Source organism: Lysinibacillus antri, from assembly GCF_003977595.1.
In the GTDB taxonomy this organism is placed as follows: domain Bacteria; phylum Bacillota; class Bacilli; order Bacillales_A; family Planococcaceae; genus Ureibacillus; species Ureibacillus antri.
The window spans coordinates 83,352-104,162 of the sequence record NZ_RYYR01000010.1; the positions used below are offsets into that span (position 1 = coordinate 83,352).

At 38.1% G+C, this 20,811-nt stretch carries 23 protein-coding genes; all 23 read left to right on the forward strand.

The window, feature by feature from the left end:
* Window positions 1-97 precede the first annotated feature (97 nt).
* The 23 genes from rho (at window position 98) to atpD (ending at window position 20,798) form a co-directional block, all read left to right on the forward strand.
* Window positions 98-1,381: a transcription termination factor Rho gene (gene rho / locus EK386_RS09340; RefSeq protein ID WP_126658894.1), complete on the forward strand. Its 1,284-nt coding sequence runs from the start codon at window positions 98-100 to the stop codon at window positions 1,379-1,381.
* Window positions 1,382-1,573: 192 nt separating this feature from the next.
* Window positions 1,574-1,774 carry a 50S ribosomal protein L31 gene (rpmE, locus tag EK386_RS09345; protein WP_126658895.1) on the forward strand — a complete coding sequence of 67 codons (201 nt, stop codon included), beginning with the start codon at window positions 1,574-1,576 and terminating at the stop codon, window positions 1,772-1,774.
* 134 nt (window positions 1,775-1,908) lie between these two features.
* Entirely contained in the window at window positions 1,909-2,481 is a 573-nt protein-coding gene (locus tag EK386_RS09350; RefSeq protein WP_126658896.1) for a thymidine kinase, read from the forward strand.
* A gap of 161 nt (window positions 2,482-2,642) precedes the next feature.
* Window positions 2,643-3,719: a peptide chain release factor 1 gene (gene prfA / locus EK386_RS09355; RefSeq protein ID WP_126658897.1), complete on the forward strand. Its 1,077-nt coding sequence runs from the start codon at window positions 2,643-2,645 to the stop codon at window positions 3,717-3,719.
* Window positions 3,706-4,569 carry a peptide chain release factor N(5)-glutamine methyltransferase gene (gene prmC, locus EK386_RS09360; protein WP_126658898.1) on the forward strand — a complete coding sequence of 288 codons (864 nt, stop codon included), beginning with the start codon at window positions 3,706-3,708 and terminating at the stop codon, window positions 4,567-4,569. The genes prfA and prmC overlap by 14 nt, the downstream gene beginning before the upstream one ends.
* A gap of 45 nt (window positions 4,570-4,614) precedes the next feature.
* Window positions 4,615-5,208: a stage II sporulation protein R gene (locus EK386_RS09365; RefSeq protein WP_158674402.1), complete on the forward strand. Its 594-nt coding sequence runs from the start codon at window positions 4,615-4,617 to the stop codon at window positions 5,206-5,208.
* 104 nt (window positions 5,209-5,312) lie between these two features.
* On the forward strand, window positions 5,313-6,356 hold the full coding sequence (locus EK386_RS09370; RefSeq protein WP_126658900.1) for an L-threonylcarbamoyladenylate synthase: 1,044 nt from the start codon (window positions 5,313-5,315) through the stop codon (window positions 6,354-6,356).
* A 204-nt stretch (window positions 6,357-6,560) separates the two neighbouring features.
* Window positions 6,561-7,073 carry a manganese efflux pump MntP gene (locus tag EK386_RS09375; RefSeq protein ID WP_126658901.1) on the forward strand — a complete coding sequence of 171 codons (513 nt, stop codon included), beginning with the start codon at window positions 6,561-6,563 and terminating at the stop codon, window positions 7,071-7,073.
* A 15-nt stretch (window positions 7,074-7,088) separates the two neighbouring features.
* Window positions 7,089-7,541 (forward strand): low molecular weight protein arginine phosphatase, encoded by a 453-nt coding sequence (locus EK386_RS09380; RefSeq protein ID WP_126658902.1) that lies wholly within the window; start codon window positions 7,089-7,091, stop codon window positions 7,539-7,541.
* Entirely contained in the window at window positions 7,538-8,833 is a 1,296-nt protein-coding gene (locus EK386_RS09385; protein WP_126658903.1) for a methyl-accepting chemotaxis protein, read from the forward strand. The genes EK386_RS09380 and EK386_RS09385 overlap by 4 nt, the downstream gene beginning before the upstream one ends.
* Before the next feature lie 340 nt (window positions 8,834-9,173).
* Window positions 9,174-9,611, forward strand: a complete 438-nt coding sequence (gene rpiB, locus EK386_RS09390; protein ID WP_126658904.1) for a ribose 5-phosphate isomerase B — start codon at window positions 9,174-9,176, stop codon at window positions 9,609-9,611.
* A gap of 9 nt (window positions 9,612-9,620) precedes the next feature.
* The gene (locus EK386_RS09395; RefSeq protein WP_126658905.1) at window positions 9,621-10,172 is read left to right on the forward strand and encodes a TIGR01440 family protein; all 552 of its coding nucleotides are present in this window, start codon (window positions 9,621-9,623) and stop codon (window positions 10,170-10,172) included.
* Between the two features lie 102 nt (window positions 10,173-10,274).
* On the forward strand, window positions 10,275-11,537 hold the full coding sequence (glyA, locus tag EK386_RS09400) for a serine hydroxymethyltransferase (RefSeq protein WP_126658906.1): 1,263 nt from the start codon (window positions 10,275-10,277) through the stop codon (window positions 11,535-11,537).
* 247 nt (window positions 11,538-11,784) lie between these two features.
* Entirely contained in the window at window positions 11,785-12,414 is a 630-nt protein-coding gene (upp, locus tag EK386_RS09405) for a uracil phosphoribosyltransferase (protein ID WP_126658907.1), read from the forward strand.
* A 160-nt stretch (window positions 12,415-12,574) separates the two neighbouring features.
* The gene (gene wecB, locus EK386_RS09410) at window positions 12,575-13,696 is read left to right on the forward strand and encodes a non-hydrolyzing UDP-N-acetylglucosamine 2-epimerase (protein WP_126658908.1); all 1,122 of its coding nucleotides are present in this window, start codon (window positions 12,575-12,577) and stop codon (window positions 13,694-13,696) included.
* A 533-nt stretch (window positions 13,697-14,229) separates the two neighbouring features.
* On the forward strand, window positions 14,230-14,607 hold the full coding sequence (locus EK386_RS09415) for an ATP synthase subunit I (protein WP_126658909.1): 378 nt from the start codon (window positions 14,230-14,232) through the stop codon (window positions 14,605-14,607).
* A gap of 21 nt (window positions 14,608-14,628) precedes the next feature.
* Window positions 14,629-15,342 carry a F0F1 ATP synthase subunit A gene (gene atpB, locus EK386_RS09420; protein ID WP_126658910.1) on the forward strand — a complete coding sequence of 238 codons (714 nt, stop codon included), beginning with the start codon at window positions 14,629-14,631 and terminating at the stop codon, window positions 15,340-15,342.
* Window positions 15,343-15,417: 75 nt separating this feature from the next.
* On the forward strand, window positions 15,418-15,630 hold the full coding sequence (gene atpE, locus EK386_RS09425; protein ID WP_036200106.1) for a F0F1 ATP synthase subunit C: 213 nt from the start codon (window positions 15,418-15,420) through the stop codon (window positions 15,628-15,630).
* 201 nt (window positions 15,631-15,831) lie between these two features.
* Complete coding sequence (atpF, locus tag EK386_RS09430; protein ID WP_126658911.1) at window positions 15,832-16,353, forward strand: F0F1 ATP synthase subunit B; 522 nt, start codon at window positions 15,832-15,834, stop codon at window positions 16,351-16,353.
* Window positions 16,350-16,880, forward strand: a complete 531-nt coding sequence (locus EK386_RS09435; RefSeq protein ID WP_126658912.1) for a F0F1 ATP synthase subunit delta — start codon at window positions 16,350-16,352, stop codon at window positions 16,878-16,880. The genes atpF and EK386_RS09435 overlap by 4 nt, the downstream gene beginning before the upstream one ends.
* Window positions 16,881-16,908: 28 nt before the next feature.
* Window positions 16,909-18,417 (forward strand): F0F1 ATP synthase subunit alpha, encoded by a 1,509-nt coding sequence (atpA, locus tag EK386_RS09440; protein WP_126658913.1) that lies wholly within the window; start codon window positions 16,909-16,911, stop codon window positions 18,415-18,417.
* A 53-nt stretch (window positions 18,418-18,470) separates the two neighbouring features.
* Complete coding sequence (atpG, locus tag EK386_RS09445) at window positions 18,471-19,334, forward strand: ATP synthase F1 subunit gamma (RefSeq protein WP_126658914.1); 864 nt, start codon at window positions 18,471-18,473, stop codon at window positions 19,332-19,334.
* Between the two features lie 48 nt (window positions 19,335-19,382).
* The gene (atpD, locus tag EK386_RS09450; protein WP_126658915.1) at window positions 19,383-20,798 is read left to right on the forward strand and encodes a F0F1 ATP synthase subunit beta; all 1,416 of its coding nucleotides are present in this window, start codon (window positions 19,383-19,385) and stop codon (window positions 20,796-20,798) included.
* The last annotated feature ends 13 nt before the right edge of the window (window positions 20,799-20,811 follow it).

A 20,811-nucleotide genomic window follows, 5' to 3' on the forward strand; every position in this document is an offset into this window, starting at 1 on the left:
TTTTTTATCAGGCATCTTTTCCTTCTCAAAAAACCCTACAGTAAGATTTATTCCAATAAATTAGTACATTTAAAATTTAAAAGACTGGAGAAATGCTATGTCAGCACTTACAATAGCTCAATTAGAAAATATGACGTTAAAAGAGTTATATGCTCTTGCACGTGATTACAAGGTTTCATATTATAGTAAATTAACAAAAAAAGAATTAATTTTTGCTATTTTAAAATCCCGTTCCGAACAAGAAGGTTTCTTCTTTATGGAGGGTGTGTTAGAAATTGTAAATCAAGAAGGCTTTGGGTTCCTTCGACCAATTAACTACTCTCCATCGAAGGAAGACATCTATATTTCAGCATCACAAATTCGCCGTTTCGATCTACGAAATGGGGATAAAGTTTCTGGTAAAGTACGCCCACCGAAAGAAAATGAACGTTATTTTGGATTATTACAAGTTGATGCAGTTAACGGAGAAAATCCAGAAATTGCAAAAGAACGTGTCCATTTCCCAGCTCTAACACCACTTTACCCAGACAGACATATTAAGTTAGAAACAGAATCTAATAAACTCTCGACTCGTATTATGGATTTAGTTGCCCCAGTTGGTTTTGGTCAACGTGGTTTAATTGTCGCTCCTCCAAAAGCAGGGAAAACATCACTGTTAAAAGAGATTGCGAATGCTATCACAACCAATTATCCAGAAGCTGAGTTGATTGTTTTATTAATTGATGAACGTCCAGAAGAGGTAACAGATATCGAACGTTCTGTAAAAGCAGATGTTGTAAGTTCAACCTTTGATGAAGTGCCTGAAAACCATGTAAAAGTGGCGGAGCTTGTATTAGAACGTGCACGTCGTCTAGTAGAACACAAACGAGATGTGATCATTTTAATGGATTCGATCACACGTTTAGCTCGTGCTTACAATTTAGTCATTCCGCCAAGTGGTCGTACGTTATCAGGTGGTATTGACCCAGCAGCGTTCCATCGCCCAAAACGATTCTTCGGTTCTGCTCGTAATATTGAAGATGGTGGAAGTTTAACAATTCTAGCAACTGCTTTAGTAGATACAGGTTCCCGTATGGACGAGGTAATCTATGAAGAGTTTAAAGGAACAGGTAACTTGGAACTTCATTTAGATCGTCACTTAGCAGAACGTCGTATTTTCCCAGCGCTTGATATTCGTCGTTCGGGTACGCGTAAAGAAGAACTATTAATCCCATCCGATCAACTAGAAAAACTATGGGCAATTCGAAAAACGTTCTCGGATGCACCAGACTTTGCAGAACGCTTCCTAAGAAAACTACGTAGCTCAAAATCAAACGAAGAATTCTTTGAAAAGCTAGATAGCGACATGAAAAAGGCGACAAAAGGAAAAGGCTTGCTTTAAATAAATTTGAATTGGTACAAGCGAGGCGTGGGAAATTGTTTTCACTTTTTCTCTTGCATTCATTAGTTTGTCCTGCTATAATTCTTTAGGTATGTAACGTGTACATATGTAACTGGCATATTCGGGTTATGTAAGGTACAGTTCGAAAAAATACTCTGTTCCGGATGGTTCAGGGCGAGAGGAGAAACGAATATGAAACAAGGAATTCACCCAGATTACAAAACTGCAACAGTAACTTGCTCTTGTGGTAACTCTTTTGAAACTGGTTCAGTAAAAGAAAAAATCGTTGTTGAGTTTTGCAACGAGTGTCACCCATTCTATACTGGCCGTCAAAAATTCGCGTCTGCTGACGGACGTGTTGATCGTTTTAACAAAAAATACGGTATTAAATAATAAGACCTATATAAAATGCCTGCCAAGCAACTGCTGGCAGGCATTTTTTAATCTTTACACTAACAACAATAAACGAATGAAAAAATCGCGACATCGAACTGCACAAACATCGACGAAACGAGGTACTACTAGCCATGGCGCAATTATTTTTTAAACATGGTGCAATGAATAGCGGAAAGTCTATTGAAATTATAAAAGTTGCACATAACTATGAAGAACAAGATAAGCCAGTACTACTTTTTACTTCTGGACTTGATACAAGAGATGAAGTGGGCTATGTATCCAGCCGAATTGGACTTCGCCGTCAAGCAATTCCGGTATTTGATGAGACGGACCTGTTTGACTATGTAAAAAACTATCCTCAAAAACTATACTGTATTTTAGTCGACGAAGTACAATTTCTAAAAAAAGAACATGTGCTACAATTAACGAAAATTGTAGACGTTTTAAATATTCCAGTAATGGGCTTTGGTTTGAAAAATGATTTTCAAAATGAACTTTTTGAAGGCAGTCGCTATATGCTGATTTATGCAGACAAAATAGAAGAAATGAAAACAATCTGTTGGTTTTGTCATAAAAAGGCAACAATGAACTTACGGGTAGATGAAAATCAGAAGCCCGTTTATACAGGAGAACAAATCCAAATTGGTGGAAATGACTCTTACTATCCCGTTTGTCGTAAGTGCCATGTAAACCCACCGTTATAAGAAAATGTAGCAAGATAAATCCATTTTCTTTATACTAAGTAAGTACAAATTTAAAAAACACTGTTGGCGGATAAAACGAAAACTTTGGCGGATATCCATCAGACTTAAAGGTTCCAAACTATTCCCGCCCTAAACTATATAATTATATAAGAGGTGAAACTATGTTTGATCGATTACAAGCGGTTGAAGATCGTTATGAAAGATTAAATGAATTATTAAGCGATCCAGATATCGTAAGCGACAGCAAAAAACTTCGCGACTATTCAAAAGAGCAGTCAGATATTCAAGAAATGGTAGAAGTTTATCGTGAATATAAAGATGTAAAACAACAACTAGCAGATACAAGAGAAATGCTAGACAACGAAAAAGATCCTGAAATGCACGACATGGTAAAAGAAGAATTTAACGAATTGAATGCGCGTATCCCGCAATTAGAAGAAAAATTAAAAATCTTACTTATTCCAAAAGACCCGAACGATGACAAAAACGTTATCATGGAAATTCGTGGAGCTGCTGGTGGGGATGAAGCGAACATTTTCGCAGGGGACCTTTTCCGTATGTATTCTCGTTATGCTGAGACACAAGGTTGGAAAATCGACATTATGGAAGCCACTCCAAATGAAATGGGTGGATACAAAGAAGTGATCTTCATGATTAACGGGCAAGGTGCGTATTCAAAATTCAAATACGAAAATGGAGCTCACCGTGTTCAACGTGTACCAAAAACAGAATCCCAAGGTCGTATCCATACATCGACGGCAACAGTTGCATGTCTTCCTGAAGTAGAAGAAGTAGATGTTGAAATTCATGAAAAAGATATTCGTGTTGATACATTCGCATCTTCTGGTGCAGGTGGTCAGTCCGTTAACACGACAATGTCAGCTGTTCGTATGACCCATCTTCCAACAGGTGTTGTCGTATCGATGCAAGATGAGCGTTCACAAATTAAAAACCGTGAAAAAGCAATGAAAATCTTACGTGCACGTGTAGCGGATATGTACATGCAAGAAGCACAAAAAGAAATCGATGCAACGCGTAAATCTGCGGTTGGTACTGGAGACCGTTCAGAACGTATTCGCACATACAATTATCCACAAAATCGTGTCACAGACCATCGTATCGGCTTAACGTTACAAAAACTCGATATCATCATGGAAGGCAAGCTAGATGAAGTAATCGATGCATTAATGCTAGAAGACCAATCTTCAAAACTTGCCAACTTAAATGATGAAGCATAACACAATCTTCGAGGCCCTGAATTGGGCTTCTTCTTTTTTAGTTGACAATGGTCGTGATGAAAATGCTGCAAGACTATTATTGCAGCATATTTTACAAACAAACTATTCTGGATTAATGATGCGAATGCACGATGACATAACGAAAGAGCAATTCGAACAATTTCAATCTTACGTAGAACAACATGCAAAAGGTCGCCCTGTACAATACATTACGGGTGTTGAAGAATTTTATGGACGCACATTTCAAGTAGACGAATCTGTATTAATTCCAAGACCAGAAACGGAAGAACTGATTGTGGCGGCGCTAGAACGTATGCACAAATTATTTGAGAAAAAAGCTTCAATTAAACTAGCGGATATCGGTACGGGTAGTGGGGCCATTGCTATAACGATGAAAAGTGAACTGCCCAAACTACATGTTACAGCTACCGACATTTCAGAAGCAGCTTTAAAGACCGCGCAAAAAAATGCCGAGATCCTTGGAGCGACAATTGATTTCCGACTCGGAGACTTAACAGAGCCTCTTAAAGATGAAAAATGGGACGTTATTTTATCGAACCCACCGTATATTGCGTATGATGAAGCAAAAGAAATGTCAGAAGTTGTAGTAGAGCATGAACCACACTCTGCTCTTTTTGCTGAAGAAGATGGGTTAATTTTATATCGAAAGCTTGCACAACAACTACCTAATCTAGTAAATAAGCCAGCTTTAATCGGCGTTGAAATCGGTTATACACAGGGAGAAACTGTGGCAAATTTCTTTCAATCTAGTTTTCCACAGGCGAAAATAGAAATCGTAAAAGATATAAATCAAAAAAATAGATTTGTTTTTTGTGAAATTCATGTATAAAAAATTCCTTTCCTGCCAATTATGATGTCAGGGAGGGATTTACTTATGTTAAACGATTACGAGATTACAAGAGTTGAAAATGAAAAGGTACAATACATTTTAAGTCTATTAAAATTAGTTGCGTGTTCAGTAGCAATCCTTTGTTCTATTTTATTATTACCAGACGTTGCAAATAAAGTATATGAAACTAGAGAAACAATGGTAGATGATTCATTAAAAATTCGAGTAGTTGCGAATAGCAACCTCGAAGCAGATCAGCAATTTAAAAATGAGGTTGTGGAGAACTTGCAACCGATTTTTGTACAAATTCAGAAAAATGAAATAAGTGGTGTGGATAACGATGAGACTTATGCACAATTAGCAACTTTTGTGGAAAAATATTATGCAGATGCTAATGTAAAAATCAATATTGGGGAAAACTTAATTCCACCGAAGCTTGATGAGACGTTCTTTTATCCACAATCTTTATACAATTCAGTCGTCTTAACGATTGGTGATGGACGTGGAGACAACTGGTGGTGCTCGATCTTCTCAAATGTTTGCGAACGTTCAGCGGAAAAAGAAGAAGCACAAGAAGTAGAAGAAGAGAAAAAAGTAAAGTTTATTATATGGGAATGGATTAAAAAATTATTCGACTAAAGTTTACTCACAGATTCATAAAAACTTATGCACAATAAAGTGAAACTTATCCACATATTGTGAATAAGTGTGGATACATCCCTGAAATAAAAGGAGGGACATAGATGAATACAAAACGATTGCTTGTGGATAACGATGGGGATAATGAACAGATTTATTCACAAGCTGTGGATTTATTAAATGATGGGGAAGTTGTGGCATTTCCGACCGAGACTGTTTACGGCTTAGGTGCAGTCGCAACCGATGAGAAGGCGGTTAAAAAAATCTTCCAAGCAAAAGGCCGTCCTTCTGATAACCCATTGATCGTACATATTGGAACAATTGAAGAAGTATCGAATTATATTGAACATATTTCAGAAAACGCACTAGAATTAATGAATGTATTTTGGCCCGGTCCTTTAACGATTGTTATGAAAGCGAAAAGTGGCATTCTTGCACCGAATGTTACGGCAGGACTTTCAACAGTAGGAATCCGTATGCCAGACCATGAAGTGGCATTGCGATTATTAAGAAAATTAAAAAAACCAGTGGCCGCTCCAAGTGCAAATCGAAGTGGCAAACCAAGTCCAACAAAGGCGCAACATGTAGAAGAGGACTTACAAGGTAAAATTCCATTAATCCTTGATGGGGGGACAACGGGAATCGGTCTAGAATCAACTGTGTTAGATATGACAGTAACACCACCCGTTATATTACGTCCTGGTGGAGTAACGAAGGAAATGCTGCAAGAAGTCATTGGGGAAGTCATTCAACCGAACAAGGAACAACAAAAACTCGATTCAACCCCAAAAGCGCCAGGGATGAAATATACGCACTATGCACCAAATGCACCCGTATTGTTAATTGAAAAAGATCAACATACCGTAAGCACTGCCATCGCTTATTTACAAAAGGATGGGCATAAGGTTGCCTTACTTGCGCCAATTAACTTTAGCAAGCTCGGTTCCGATTATTTCTTTGCCTTTGGACAAGAGGAAGACAAGGAACAAATGGGAGCGAAACTGTATGAGGATTTACGTGCCTGTGATAAAACTGATGCTACGATTATTCTTGCCACAACGACGTCAACTGAAGGAGTCGGGGCGGCCATTATGAATCGTCTCGAAAAAGCGGCAGGGGGCAAATGGTTTCGCTTAAGTGAAATTTAATAACAATATAATATCAACTACACAATGTATTAATAATTGAATGTATAAAATAAGATTTGGCACCTTTAAATAGGGTCGTCAAATCTTTTTATGTGCACAAAAAATCTATAGTAACGAAATCAAACTCTGTCGATGAAAAGCCATGATATTGGGTAGCTTGTTCGCATAAGATAGTAGAAATCTTATATAGGAAAGAGGACTAGCTTGCAGGAAATATTAACAGGACTGATTGTTGCATTAGATGTGGTTGCGCTCTATTTGCTTCTACCAGATGTGAAAAGACGTTTTTTACTTTCATTGTGGACAGCCTTATTACATATGATATTTCCGATTATTGGATACTCAGTAGGGAGTTGGATGGTCTCTATTTTATCTCAATGGTCGAGTTTAATTTCCAGTATCTTATTATTCTTTATTGGGCTCCAATTGATACTATCGACAAAAAATCGCCAAATAATAGCAATTCCTATAGTTATTTTAGCAATTACTGCAAGTTTAGATACCTTTTCAGTTAGCGTTTCTTTTGGTATGCTAAACTTACAAAAATATTTGTTTATCATAAGCGCAGGCATATGGACTTTTATACTTTCATATATCTCCCTGCACTTAGCAAAAAACCGGTTCCCCATTAAAGGTGATACGTTGAAGTGGATTGCTGGTATTTCATTAATAACAATTAGTATGATTACTTTAGTTGATAGTTTAAACAATTCATAAGAAGTGAGTGACAACATGAATATTTATTTTATTTGTACAGGTAATACATGTAGAAGTCCAATGGCAGAGGCCATTTTAAAATCGCGAAATATTCAAGGGGTGCAAGTGAAATCTGCGGGAATCTATGCGCTAGAAGGGGGCGAAATATCCGAAAATGCGAAAGAAGTTCTCGCACAAGACCGAATTCGATTTGACCATATTACGGCTCAAGTAAAGCACGAGGATATCGAGTGGGCAGATTTAATTCTTACGATGACATTAGCGCATAAAAATATGATTCTTCACACATTTCCAAATGCATACCAAAAAACATTCACCCTAAAAGAATACGTAACACCATATAGTTCAAAAGATGTTTCCGATCCATTCGGAGGAGACATTCATATGTACCGACATACTTTCCAAGAATTAACGAAATTGATCGACGAATTGCAATTAAAAATTACTGGGGGTCGTACTAGCGAATGAAGAATAATAAAACCTTTAACTTACGCAGAAAGTTAGTTTTATTCGTTGGCGTATTAGCACTTGTTACTTATTCTACTAGTTTTGTATTTATCCATTACTTACACCCAATATTTTTTGAAAAATTCATCCCAAATTCAATAGTGTTTGAAATCATTACGTATGCTTTAGGAATCGCTTGGTCGTGTATTTTAGCTGCTATCTTTAGTGTTATTTTAGTAAAACCTTTACAACGTCTTGAAGAAACAGCGACTCGTGTAGCAGAGGGGAAAATCGGACAAGATGTGGAAATCCCTAAAACGAAAGATGAAATTCAATCCGTTGCAGAAGCGTTCCAATTAATGCTAACAAACTTAAGACAAATGGTAGATAGCATTGATGGCAACTTCCAAAAAACAAATGAAACAATTATTGAGTTATCTGAACAAACGTCATCTGCTTCTCGCAAGGCAGAGGGGATTGCTAGAACTGTTAGCCAAATTTCGCAAGGGGCAGAGGCATCAGCAGTTGCCGTTCAAGATACAGTAGAGGCAATAGAAGATGTGAGATTGCTAGCTTCCGAGGTAAATTCCCGTGCAGTGAATTCTGCTTCTCAATCAAAACAAATCATTGCTAACTTACAAACAACAACGGATTCAATTCAAGGACTTGTAAGTAGCATTCAACAAATTGCAAAAGGGAACGAAAAAGCATTAGACAACATCCATCAGTTAGAAAAAAATGCGGAACAAATTGAACGCATTATTAGCTTAGTAGGGGATATTGCAGCTCAAACAAACTTACTCGCTTTAAATGCTTCGATCGAGGCTGCTCGTGCAGGAGAACATGGAAAAGGTTTTGCGGTAGTGGCTGAAGAAGTGCGTGGTTTAGCAGACGAAAGTGCCAAAGCGGTTCAAGGAATTACAGCACTCATTCAAACGATGCAAGAAAACGTAAACATCGTCGTGAAACAAATGAACGAACAAGTATCCTTTGCGGTAAAAGAATCATCCAAAGTTTCTGAAACAACAGCTACAGTAGAAGGAATGGCTTCGAATGTACGACAAATGGCCGATGCGGTTGTGGACATTTCTCAATTAATTGAACGACAAATGATTAATATTGAAACAACGGCACATCAATCACAAGAGGTAGCAGCTATTGCACAACAAACATCAGCAGGGGCGCAAGAAGTCCGTGGCTCAACCGAAGAGCAAGCCTATGCCATCGAACAAGTCGAAAACCTCTCAAAAGATTTAAAACGTCAATCCGAGGAACTTTACCGAATGATCCAGCAGTTTGATCGTACAAAATAAAATACCATTTTTTGTAGTGCTATAATATGTTATATAGCACTATTTTTTATTTTGGAAAGGAAGGTTTTATGAGGGGGAAGTGTACTCGCTCGTAAACCCGCAAAACTTAAAATAGAGCTAAGTTTAAGGGGTTAGTCAATTCCCAGTTAATTACGAATATAAAAAGGGTCATCTATCATTATTTACATAGAAATGCATTTAAAAGTGAACATTTTCTTATTTGTAAGCGAAATCATTCGTATTTTATAAAAAAGTTTCGAATTGTCTATGTAAAATACATGTTATTCTTTTGTAATAAGTGGTACACTGTTCATGAACAAACATGTAGGAGGTAACAAGAGTGAAAATCGCAATTTCTTCAGACCATGGTGGTAATAATTTACGTAAAGAAGTGATGTCACTTTTAGATGAGCTAAACATTAGCTATGAAGATTTTGGTCCGCAAAATTCAGATTCTGTCGACTACCCAGATTATGCAAAGCCTGTAGCAGACGGTGTAGCAAGCGGGAAGTTTGATCGTGGGATTGTTATTTGTGGTACTGGCATCGGCATGTCAATTGCAGCAAACAAAGTAAAAGGCATTCGTTGTGCACTCGTACATGATGTTTTTAGTGCTAAAGCAACACGTTGTCATAACGATTCAAACATTTTAGCAATGGGTGAACGTGTAATTGGGCCAGGCTTAGCATGTGAAATCGTAAAAGCGTGGTTAGGTACTGAATTTGAAGGTGGTCGCCATACTCGACGCATCGAAAAAATTACTGAACTTGAAGGGTAAGTGTCGAAAATGACTTCATTTCAACATTTGCAACAACCATTGTCTCAGCTATTACATGAACTCGAAGAACAAGTTGACTTTCAACCAAACCAACTTTTTGTGGTTGGCTGCTCAACCTCAGAAGTAGCAGGTGCGAAAATCGGTACAGCAGGCGCTTTGGAAATAGCAGAAGTTCTTTACGAGGAATTCAATCGATTTGCGAAAAAACATAATTTATATTTAGTGTTCCAAGGTTGTGAGCATATAAACCGCGCACTAACGTTGGAATATGAAGCAGCAGTAAAATATTCTCTTGAACCAGTTACAGTCATTCCAGCAAAACACGCAGGTGGGTCGATGTCGGCTTATGCTTACACGCAATTGGACAATCCGGTTGTGGTGGAACATGTACGTGCCCATGCAGGAATTGATATTGGACAAACAATGATTGGGATGCATTTGAAGGAAGTAGCAGTACCTATTCGAACGTCTATTCGACAGATTGGCGATGCGGTAGTCACTGTTGCAAAAACGCGACCAAAACTCATTGGTGGAGAACGTGCTATCTATATTAAGGAATAGCGCGGTTTTATAAGGAGTTTTCAGATAAGTTTGATAAAAATCCGAGTAAAAGGGTTTTTTCATATAAAAAATATTAAAAGAACTTTAGGGGGATTTTAAGCAATGGCTTACGAAAAACTAGCAGTGCAAGATAAAGCAGTTCTAGAAGGAATTTTAGCAGAGAAAAAACGTCAACAAGCAAACATCGAATTAATCGCTTCCGAAAACATCGTGTCAGAAGCAGTAATGGAAGCTCAAGGTTCTGTATTAACGAACAAATATGCAGAAGGTTACCCTGGCAAACGTTATTATGGTGGTTGTGAACACGTTGACGTTGTGGAAGATATCGCTCGTGATCGTGTAAAAGAAATCTTCGGAGCTAAATTTGCAAACGTACAAGCTCACTCTGGTGCACAAGCAAATATGGCTGTATACTACACAATTTTACAACCAGGTGACACAGTTCTTGGGATGAACCTATCTCATGGTGGTCACTTAACACACGGATCTCCAGTAAACTTCTCTGGTGTACAATATAATTTCGTTGAATATGGCGTAACAAAAGATACTAACGTCATCGATTATGAAGATGTTCGTGCAAAAGCATTAGAACATAAACCAAAATTAATCGTTGCGGGTGCATCTGCATATCCACGTGAAATCGACTTCAAAAAATTCCGTGAAATCGCGGATGAAGTGGGAGCTTACTTCATGGTAGATATGGCGCACATTGCTGGTCTTGTAGCTGCTGGTGAACATCCATCTCCAGTTCCTTATGCACATTTTACAACGTCAACAACTCATAAAACATTACGTGGTCCTCGTGGTGGTTTAATCTTAACAAACGATGAAGAGTTCGCAAAAAAAATCGACAAAGCAGTATTCCCAGGAATCCAAGGTGGTCCATTAATGCACGTAATCGCTGCGAAAGCTGTAGCATTTGGTGAAGCACTTCAACCGGAGTTCAAAGAATACGCAAAACAAATTAAAGCAAACGCAAATGCTTTAGCTGAAACATTACTTGCTGAAGGTTTACAATTAGTTTCGGGTGGTACAGATAACCATTTATTACTAGTAAACGTAAAATCAGTTGGTTTAACAGGGAAAGTGGCTGAACACTTACTAGATGAAGTTTTACTAACAACAAATAAAAATACAATTCCTTACGATGAAGAAAAACCATTCGTTACTTCAGGGATTCGTTTAGGTACTGCAGCGGTAACTTCTCGTGGCTTTAAAGAAGAAGACTTAAAAGAAGTTGGTTTAATTATCGCGAAAGTATTAAAAAATCCAGAAGATGAAGCAGTAAAAGCAGAAGCTCGCGATCGCGTGAAAGCTTTAACTGACAAATACCCAATCTATGAAGATTTAGTAACAAACATCTAATTTTAATTTGAATCCTCGCTCTTTTTTAGAGTGGGGATTTTTTTATGGGTGATAAGTTCACAAATAGGGGAATAACTTCACAAATGAGGGGCAAATTCTTGTAGTGTAATATAATTCGTCACAAACCCTTTTCGACATAATGTTTTATGTTTTAACAATTTTTGATATACTAGGCTAGATAATGAGAACTACCTTTAGAGAAGGGGACATTCTAAATGGTAGACGAAAATAGTTAGGAGCGAACATTTTGAGCAAAGTATATGTATTTGACCACCCATTAATCCAACATAAGCTAACGTATATTCGCGATAAAAACACAGGAACAAAAGAATTCCGTGAACTTGTTGACGAAGTAGGAACGTTAATGGCTTTTGAAATTACACGTGATCTGCCATTGCAAGAAATTGAAATTGAAACACCAGTTCAAACGGCAAAAGCGAAAGTACTTTCAGGGAAAAAAATCGCATTAGTGCCAATCTTACGTGCCGGTATTGGCATGGTAGATGGTGTGCTTAAACTAATCCCAGCTGCAAAAGTAGGACACATTGGTTTATATCGCGACCCAGAAACGTTAAAACCAGTGGAATACTACGTAAAACTTCCAGCTGATGTGGAAGAGCGTGATTTCATCGTAGTTGACCCAATGCTTGCAACAGGTGGATCAGCGGTAGAAGCGATTCATTCATTGAAAAAGCGCGGAGCAAAAAGCATTAAGTTTATGTGTTTAATTGCCGCTCCTGAAGGCGTTCAAGCAATTCAAGAAGAACACCCTGATGTAGATATTTATATTGCTGCATTAGATGAAAAATTAAATGACCATGGTTATATCGTACCGGGCCTTGGGGATGCGGGCGACCGTTTATTCGGCACGAAGTAAAATATCTTTGTGAGGAGTTGTCCAACTTCCTCAGCGAACTGTTGGATTCCCCGAGTAAAGTGTCCGATTTCCCAAAGAACCACTTAATCTATACTGAAAAAACGCGCTCTTCACTATTATGAAGGGCGCTTCAAAATATCTAAGGATGGTGCAACACATTATGACTAGAAAATGGAAAGTAATGACGATCTTTGGAACAAGACCGGAAGCAATTAAAATGGCCCCACTTGTTCTAGAATTGCAAAAACATCCCGATAAAATTGAATCGGTCGTAACGGTAACTGCGCAACATAGACAAATGTTAGACCAAGTGCTAGAAACTTTTCAAATAAAGCCTGATTATGATTTAAATATAATGAAGGAACGTCAAACATTAATTGACGTGACAACAAATGCTCTTCACGGTTTAGATGAAGTAATGAAAGATGCACAACCTGACATCGTGTTAGTTCATGGTGATACGTCTACCACTTTTGTAGGAAGCCTTGCAGCATTTTATAATCAAATTGCAATTGGGCACGTTGAAGCAGGTCTTCGTACCGGGAATAAATACTCTCCTTACCCTGAAGAGATGAACCGTCAATTAACAGGTGTTATGGCGGATCTACATTTTGCACCAACTGAAATGTCCAGAGACAATTTATTAAAAGAAAACAAAAAGAATGAAACAATCTATATTACAGGAAATACAGCGATAGACGCATTAAAAACGACTGTTCGTGAAAACTATTCGCATCCTGTACTAGAAAAAATAGGAGACAGTCGAATTATCCTGCTAACTGCTCACCGTAGAGAAAATCTCGGACAACCGATGCGCAATATGTTCCGTGCCATTAAACGACTATTACAAGATCACGAGGATGTTCAAGTCATTTATCCAGTTCATTTAAATCCAGCTGTACGTGAAGTAGCAGATGAAATTTTAGGTGACGATCCTCGAATTCATTTAATCGAGCCGTTAGAAGTTTTTGATTTCCATAACTTCGCTGCCCGCTCATATATGATCTTAACGGATTCAGGTGGCATTCAAGAAGAAGCACCATCACTAGGTAAACCGGTTCTTGTATTACGTGATACTACTGAACGACCTGAAGGAATTGCAGCCGGAACGTTAAAACTAGCAGGTACAGATGAAGAAACAATCTATTTACTAGCAAAAGAATTGTTAGAAGATGCAAAAGCTTATGAAGAAATGGCGCATGCATCAAACCCTTACGGAGATGGACATGCTTCAGAAAGAATTGTGCAAGCATTGATTAGTTTTTTAGAAAAACGTGAATAATATGGTGCAGTAATAAGAAATATTTTACTAAAAAAACTATTTTTATTGGTTAACTAACAAAAATAGGTGGAGTAATTTATTTCTTGAATTGGTAGGGGTCACATAATTTCTTCAAATTATACTCACAAATTTGTCGACAATTTGACAAGATTTCACTTGTCTTTAAGTTTTTCACCTTAACCGATTGACATCAAATTTAGGCTATTGTATGCTTACAAAGGGTAAGAATGATAAGGGTTTTATGTCCAAATTAGGGCTTGAAACACTTGTTATATCAAGTTTCTACTAGATTGACAGGTAAAACATTTCTTTGTCAATTTGCAACGTTTTCAGGCGCCTGAATACTTAATGATTGCAATGGGGAAAATGCGGAATGACAGAAAATTCTCACATTAAAGAGAATTTAAAGCTACTTTTGCAGATTTTTCGACATCAATAGTAATCGCTTAGATTACACTTTGTTACACTTGGTACCTCTAAGTAGAGAACGGTTAAACATTTTACTCGAAAAAGATTTGGGAGATAATTTGCCAATGCTAGATTTGCATCACATTTTCGCTATGCAGAAGAAAGCGTTATTTTTTTTGCTTGCTCTTTGTGCATTAGGATGGGGATTTACGTCGTATCCTACAGTCTTTGCTGGAATTGCTATCGGTGCTTGCTTTGGTACATATAACTTTTGGATTCTTGTTCGACGAATGGACAAGTTTGATCGTTCCATTAGTGAGGGAAGAAAAGTAGCGTCACTCGGCTCAGCTTTGCGTTTTGGATCAGGTATTGCAGCAGTCGCTATCGCAATTACGTTGCCAGAATATTTCCACTTAATTAGCGCAGTGATAGGGCTAATGGTTCCATACGTTTTCCTATTTATAGGAGTATTCGTATCTTCAGTAAGAAACAAGGGTAACTAAGAAAGTGAGGTGAGTGCAAGAATGGATCATGGTTCTCCAGAGCTTACGATAGGCTTTTTAACTTTCAACTTATCAACAGTTCTAATGCTAGTTATTACAGCAGTTATAGTGTTTTTAATTGCATTTATTGCTACACGTAACTTAAAGCTAAAACCAACTGGTATGCAAAACTTTATGGAATGGGTTATGGACTTTGTTAAAGGAATTATTCAAAGTAACATGGACTGGAAAACAGGTGGCCGATTCCACGTTTTAGGTATTACATTAATTATGTTTATCGCAATTGCCAACCTATTAGGTTTACCATTCTCAGGGATTGTAATTAATCACGAGTTATGGTGGAAATCACCTACAGCTGACCCAACTGTTACATTAACGTTAGCAGCAATGGTTATGGTATTAGCAACATACTACGGTATTAAAATGCGTGGTGCAAAAAATTACTTCGGTACATTTTTCCAACCAATGTCATTCATGTTCCCATTGAAAATTGTAGAGGAGTTTGCCAACACATTAACGTTAGGTCTACGTCTTTACGGTAACATTTATGCGGGTGAGATTTTACTTGGTTTAATCGCAGGTATTGCTGGATCAGGAGTGTTAGGATTCTTAGGCGGAATTATTCCTGGTATGGCATGGATAGGATTCTCTATCTTCATTGGCTTTATCCAAGCCTTCATTTTTACAATGTTAACAATGGTTTACTTATCACACAAAGTGAGTGCAGACCATTAATATAAAGCTTTTAGTGTTTAACATTAGATGCTTAACAAAAAATAAAACATACAATTCCAAGGAGGAAATTTTAAAATGGGTTTATTAGCAGCAGCAATCGCAATCGGTTTAGGTGCACTTGGTGCAGGTATTGGTAACGGTCTTATCGTTTCACGTACAGTAGAAGGTATCGCTCGTCAACCAGAGGCTCGTGGTGTTCTTCAAACTACAATGTTCATCGGGGTAGCATTAGTTGAGGCCCTTCCGATCATCGCGGTAGTAGTAGCATTCATCGTAATGAACCGATAATTATCGGCTAAAATGTGGCGAAGATGATTTCACAAGAAGAAACTTCGCCATTCCTTTTGTATGAACTAATCATTTGATTCTTAATTTGATAGCAAATGTATAAAACATAGATTTTACAATGCAAAAGCGTGTTTACATTACGTGAACATGACAAGTTAGTATACATTATTATTGAAAGCTCTTGAAGGGAGTGAAACAATCGTGAATTTAGATAACCTAGTACTAGGTGCTGGAGCTACTAGTTTTAACGGTGGGGACGTTCTTGCCACACTATTAATTTTCCTTATTCTAATGGCTCTTCTTAAGAAATTCGCGTGGGGTCCATTAATGGGCGTGATGCAACAACGTGAAGAGTTAGTTTCTAGTGAAATTGAAGCAGCTGAAAACGCACGTAAAGAATCTGCGAAATTACTAGAAGAACAAAGAAGTCTTTTAAAAGAAGCACGCACAGAAGCACAAACTATTGTAGAAAGTGCTAAAAAACAAGGCGAAATTCAACGTGATGAAATCGTCAACGCTGCACGCACAGAAGCAAATCGCTTAAAAGAATCTGCTGTTCGTGAAATCGAAACAGAGAAAGAAAAAGCAATTGCTGCAGTTCGCCAAGAAGTCGTTTCACTATCGGTTCTTGCTGCATCTAAAGTTCTTGGAAAGGAAATTTCTGAAGAGGACAATAGCGCATTAATTAAAGAAACGATTGCGAAGGCAGGCGAGGCGAAATGAGTCAAGTAGCTAAACGTTATGCGGATGCATTATTTCTTTTAGCGGGAGAAAAACAAATCGTTGCGGATGTTAACGCTGATTTAGAAGAATTAGTTAAAGTTATTGAAACAACTCCAGAGTTACTTTCATTACTTGATTCTCCTAAGTTCTCTATTGAACGTAAAAAACAAATCGTAGCTGAAATCTTTGCAAATGCGAACGAATTCGTTATTAACACACTAGTACTTCTTATCGAGAAAAAACGTGTAAACGAAACAAAAGCATTAGCACAAGAATTTAAAGTATTAGCAGCAGAAGCACAAGGATCTGCTGATGCAAAAGTTTACTCTACTCGTGAATTAACAGATGCAGAAAAAGATGAAATTTCTACTGCATTCGGTAAATTAGTAGGAAAAGGTAAACTAAACATTACAAACGTAATCGAACCATCATTACTTGGTGGAGTTCGAGTTCAAATCGGTAACTACATTTTTGATAACACTGTAGCAAATAAGCTAGAGGGTTTAAAACGTACGTTAGTTGGTTAATTCAAAAGAAATGTGAGAGGTGAAATTCATGGGCATCAAGGCTGAAGAAATCAGCGTGCTGATAAAAAAGCAGATTGAAAATTATCAATCTGAATTAGAAGTAAGCGAAGTTGGTACGGTAATCACAGTTGGTGACGGTATCGCTCGTGCTCATGGCCTCGACAACGTCATGGCTGGAGAGCTACTTGAGTTCTCTAATGGTGTTATGGGTATGGCTCAAAACTTAGAAGAAGGTAACGTTGGTATCATTATTCTAGGTAACTACCTTGGCATTAAAGAAGGCGATGAAGTTCGTCGTACAGGTCGTATCATGGAAGTTCCAGTTGGTGAAGAACTAATTGGTCGCGTTGTTAACCCACTTGGTCAACCAGTGGATGGACAAGGCCCTATTAATACAACAAAAACACGTCCAATCGAAAGCCCAGCTTACGGTGTAATGGCACGTAAATCAGTACATGAACCATTACAAACAGGTATTAAAGCGATTGACGCATTAGTTCCAATCGGTCGTGGTCAACGTGAATTAATTATCGGTGACCGTCAAGTAGGTAAAACTTCGGTTGCAATCGATACAATCCTGAACCAAGCAGACCAAGATATGATTTGTATCTACGTTGCAATTGGTCAAAAAGAATCAACAGTTCGTGGTGTAGTTGAAACATTACGTAAACACGGTGCTCTTGATTACTCAATCGTAGTAACTGCATCTGCTTCTATGCCAGCTCCATTATTATACCTAGCTCCTTACGCTGGTGTATCTATGGCAGAAGAGTTCATGTTACAAGGTAAACACGTATTAATCGTATATGATGATTTATCTAAACAAGCAGCTGCTTACCGTGAGCTTTCATTATTATTACGTCGTCCTCCAGGTCGTGAAGCTTACCCAGGTGACGTATTCTACTTACACAGTCGTTTATTAGAACGTGCTGCTAAATTAAACGAAACATACAAAAATGGTTCGATTACAGCTCTTCCATTCGTTGAGACACAAGCTGGGGATATCTCTGCATACATCCCAACAAACGTTATCTCAATCACTGATGGACAAATCTTCTTACAATCTGACTTATTCCACTCAGGTGTACGTCCAGCGATTAACGCCGGTCTTTCTGTATCACGTGTAGGTGGATCTGCTCAAATTAAAGCAATGAAAAAAGTTGCGGGTACACTACGTCTTGACTTAGCTGCTTTCCGTGAACTTGAATCATTCGCACAATTTGGTTCAGATTTAGATAAAGCAACTCTTGCAAAACTTGAGCGTGGTAAACGTACGGTTGAAGTTCTTAAACAAGATCTTAACAAACCAATCAAAGTTGAAAAGCAAGTTACAATTCTATATGCTCTAACTCGTGGTTTCTTAGATGATATCCCAGTACAAGATATCGTTCGCTTCGAAGCTGAATTATATAGCTGGTTAGATGTAAACCACACGAATGTTTTAGATCATATCCGCACTACAAAAGAACTTCCATCTGATGCAGAAATGGCAGCTGCTCTTAACGAATTCAAAAAGACTTTTGCTAAATCAGAATAAGTTCTATTGAAAAATGTGTTTTGTGATTAAAAACTAAAGGTGGTGAAATACCAGTGGCAAACTTACGTGAAATAAAAAGTCGTATTACTTCTACGAAGAAAACGAGTGCAATGACGAAAGCCATGCAAATGGTTTCTGCTTCTAAAAGTAAGCGTGCTGAATCAAATGCAAAATCTTATGTTCCTTATATGGAAAAAGTACAAGATGTAGTTGCTGCAATTGCATCAGGTACTACAGACGCATCACATCCAATGTTAACGTCTCGTCCAGTTAAGAAAACAGCTTATCTTGTAATTGGTTCTGACCGTGGTCTTGCAGGTGCATATAACTCAAGTATCTTACGTCAATTAACACGTACATTAAGCGAACGTCACAAATCAAGAGATGAATTTGTGATTGTAGCGATTGGTCGTGTTGCTCGTGATTATTTCGTAAAACGTGGTTACAACGTAATAGATAGTATGGTTGGTTTACCAGATCAACCTACATTCTCTGACGTAAAACAAATCGCTCGTAAAGCTGTTGGTATGTTCGCTGATGGTACATATGATGAACTTTATATGTACTATAACCACTTTGTCAGTGTTATTTCACAAGAAGTTACTGAGAAAAAGGTATTACCAATTACTGATTTAGCTCCGGCAAGTGAAGGCGTATCGGCTTCTTATGAATTCGAACCTTCTGCGGAAGCAATTCTAGAAGTATTACTTCCACAATACGCTGAAAGCTTAATTTATGGTGCTTTATTAGATGGTAAAGCAAGTGAACATGCTGCTCGTATGACAGCGATGAAAGCTGCAACGGATAATGCGCAAGAACTTATTGGATCATTATCTCTTGTTTATAACCGTGCACGTCAAGCGGCGATTACACAAGAAATTACAGAAATCGTTGGTGGAGCTGCAGCCTTAGAATAGGCGAGCTTCCCAACTTCGTATAAAAGTACGATAGGAGGGTACACAGGAATGAACATAGGACACGTTATTCAAGTAATGGGTCCGGTTGTTGACGTAAAATTCAGCAACGGTCAATTACCAGCAATCTATAACGCTTTAACTGTTAAGATTGAACGTCCAAATCAAGAAGCTGTTTCTTTAACTTTAGAAGTAGCTCTTCACTTAGGTGACGATTCTGTTCGCACAATTGCCATGTCATCTACTGACGGCTTACAACGTGGAGCAGAAGTTACAGATTTAGGAAAAGCAATCTCTGTACCAGTTGGTGATGTAACTTTAGGACGTGTATTCAACGTACTAGGTGAAGTTATTGACTTAGGAGAAGAAATCGCAAGTGATGCTCGTCGTGATTCAATCCACCGCGAAGCTCCAAAATTTGAAGAATTAACTACAGAAGTTCAAATCCTTGAAACAGGGATCAAAGTAGTAGACTTATTAGCACCTTACATCAAAGGTGGTAAAGTAGGTTTATTCGGTGGTGCCGGTGTAGGTAAAACTGTATTAATCCAAGAATTAATTAACAACATCGCTCAAGGTCACGGTGGTATCTCTGTATTCGCTGGTGTAGGTGAACGTACTCGTGAAGGGAACGACTTATTCCACGAGATGAGCGACTCAGGCGTTATTAGTAAAACATCAATGGTATTCGGTCAAATGAACGAGCCACCTGGAGCACGTATGCGCGTAGCTTTAACTGGTCTTACAATGGCTGAATTCTTCCGTGATGAACAAGGTCAAGACGTACTTTTATTCATCGACAACATCTTCCGTTTCACTCAAGCAGGTTCTGAGGTTTCTGCCTTATTAGGTCGTATGCCTTCTGCGGTAGGTTACCAACCAACACTTGCTACTGAAATGGGTAACTTACAAGAACGTATTACTTCAACAAACAAAGGTTCGGTTACATCGATCCAAGCGATCTACGTACCAGCCGATGACTATACTGACCCAGCTCCAGCAACAACTTTCGCTCACTTAGACGCAACAACAAACTTAGAGCGTAAATTATCTGAAATGGGTATTTATCCAGCGGTGGATCCACTAGCTTCTACTTCACGTGCTTTATCACCTGAAATTGTTGGTGAAGAACACTATAATGTTGCTCGTCAAGTTCAAATGACTTTACAACGTTATAATGAATTACAAGATATCATCGCTATCCTTGGTATGGATGAATTATCTGATGAAGACAAGCAAACAGTAGAACGTGCTCGTCGTATTCAATTCTTCTTATCACAAAACTTCCACGTAGCAGAACAATTTACTGGTCAAAAAGGTTCTTTTGTACAAGTAAAAGATACTGTTCGTTCATTCAAGGAAATCCTTGAAGGTAAATACGATCACTTACCAGAAGATGCATTCCGTTTAGTTGGTAGCATTGAAGAAGTAGTAGAAAAAGCGAAAAGCATGGGCGTAGAGGTATAATCTAGGTACGAGG

Coding starts and splice junctions, on each gene's coding strand:
- rpmE (WP_126658895.1), top strand. CDS start 1,574: ATGAAACAAGGAATTCACCCAGATTACAAAACTGCAACAGTAACTTGC.
- rho (WP_126658894.1), top strand. CDS start 98: ATGTCAGCACTTACAATAGCTCAATTAGAAAATATGACGTTAAAAGAG.
- prfA (WP_126658897.1), top strand. CDS start 2,643: ATGTTTGATCGATTACAAGCGGTTGAAGATCGTTATGAAAGATTAAAT.
- EK386_RS09365 (WP_158674402.1), top strand. CDS start 4,615: ATGTTAAACGATTACGAGATTACAAGAGTTGAAAATGAAAAGGTACAA.
- atpE (WP_036200106.1), top strand. CDS start 15,418: ATGGGTTTATTAGCAGCAGCAATCGCAATCGGTTTAGGTGCACTTGGT.
- EK386_RS09415 (WP_126658909.1), top strand. CDS start 14,230: ATGCTAGATTTGCATCACATTTTCGCTATGCAGAAGAAAGCGTTATTT.
- glyA (WP_126658906.1), top strand. CDS start 10,275: ATGGCTTACGAAAAACTAGCAGTGCAAGATAAAGCAGTTCTAGAAGGA.
- EK386_RS09380 (WP_126658902.1), top strand. CDS start 7,089: ATGAATATTTATTTTATTTGTACAGGTAATACATGTAGAAGTCCAATG.
- EK386_RS09370 (WP_126658900.1), top strand. CDS start 5,313: ATGAATACAAAACGATTGCTTGTGGATAACGATGGGGATAATGAACAG.
- EK386_RS09350 (WP_126658896.1), top strand. CDS start 1,909: ATGGCGCAATTATTTTTTAAACATGGTGCAATGAATAGCGGAAAGTCT.
- atpB (WP_126658910.1), top strand. CDS start 14,629: ATGGATCATGGTTCTCCAGAGCTTACGATAGGCTTTTTAACTTTCAAC.
- wecB (WP_126658908.1), top strand. CDS start 12,575: ATGACTAGAAAATGGAAAGTAATGACGATCTTTGGAACAAGACCGGAA.
- prmC (WP_126658898.1), top strand. CDS start 3,706: ATGATGAAGCATAACACAATCTTCGAGGCCCTGAATTGGGCTTCTTCT.
- atpD (WP_126658915.1), top strand. CDS start 19,383: ATGAACATAGGACACGTTATTCAAGTAATGGGTCCGGTTGTTGACGTA.
- EK386_RS09395 (WP_126658905.1), top strand. CDS start 9,621: ATGACTTCATTTCAACATTTGCAACAACCATTGTCTCAGCTATTACAT.
- atpA (WP_126658913.1), top strand. CDS start 16,909: ATGGGCATCAAGGCTGAAGAAATCAGCGTGCTGATAAAAAAGCAGATT.
- EK386_RS09385 (WP_126658903.1), top strand. CDS start 7,538: ATGAAGAATAATAAAACCTTTAACTTACGCAGAAAGTTAGTTTTATTC.
- EK386_RS09435 (WP_126658912.1), top strand. CDS start 16,350: ATGAGTCAAGTAGCTAAACGTTATGCGGATGCATTATTTCTTTTAGCG.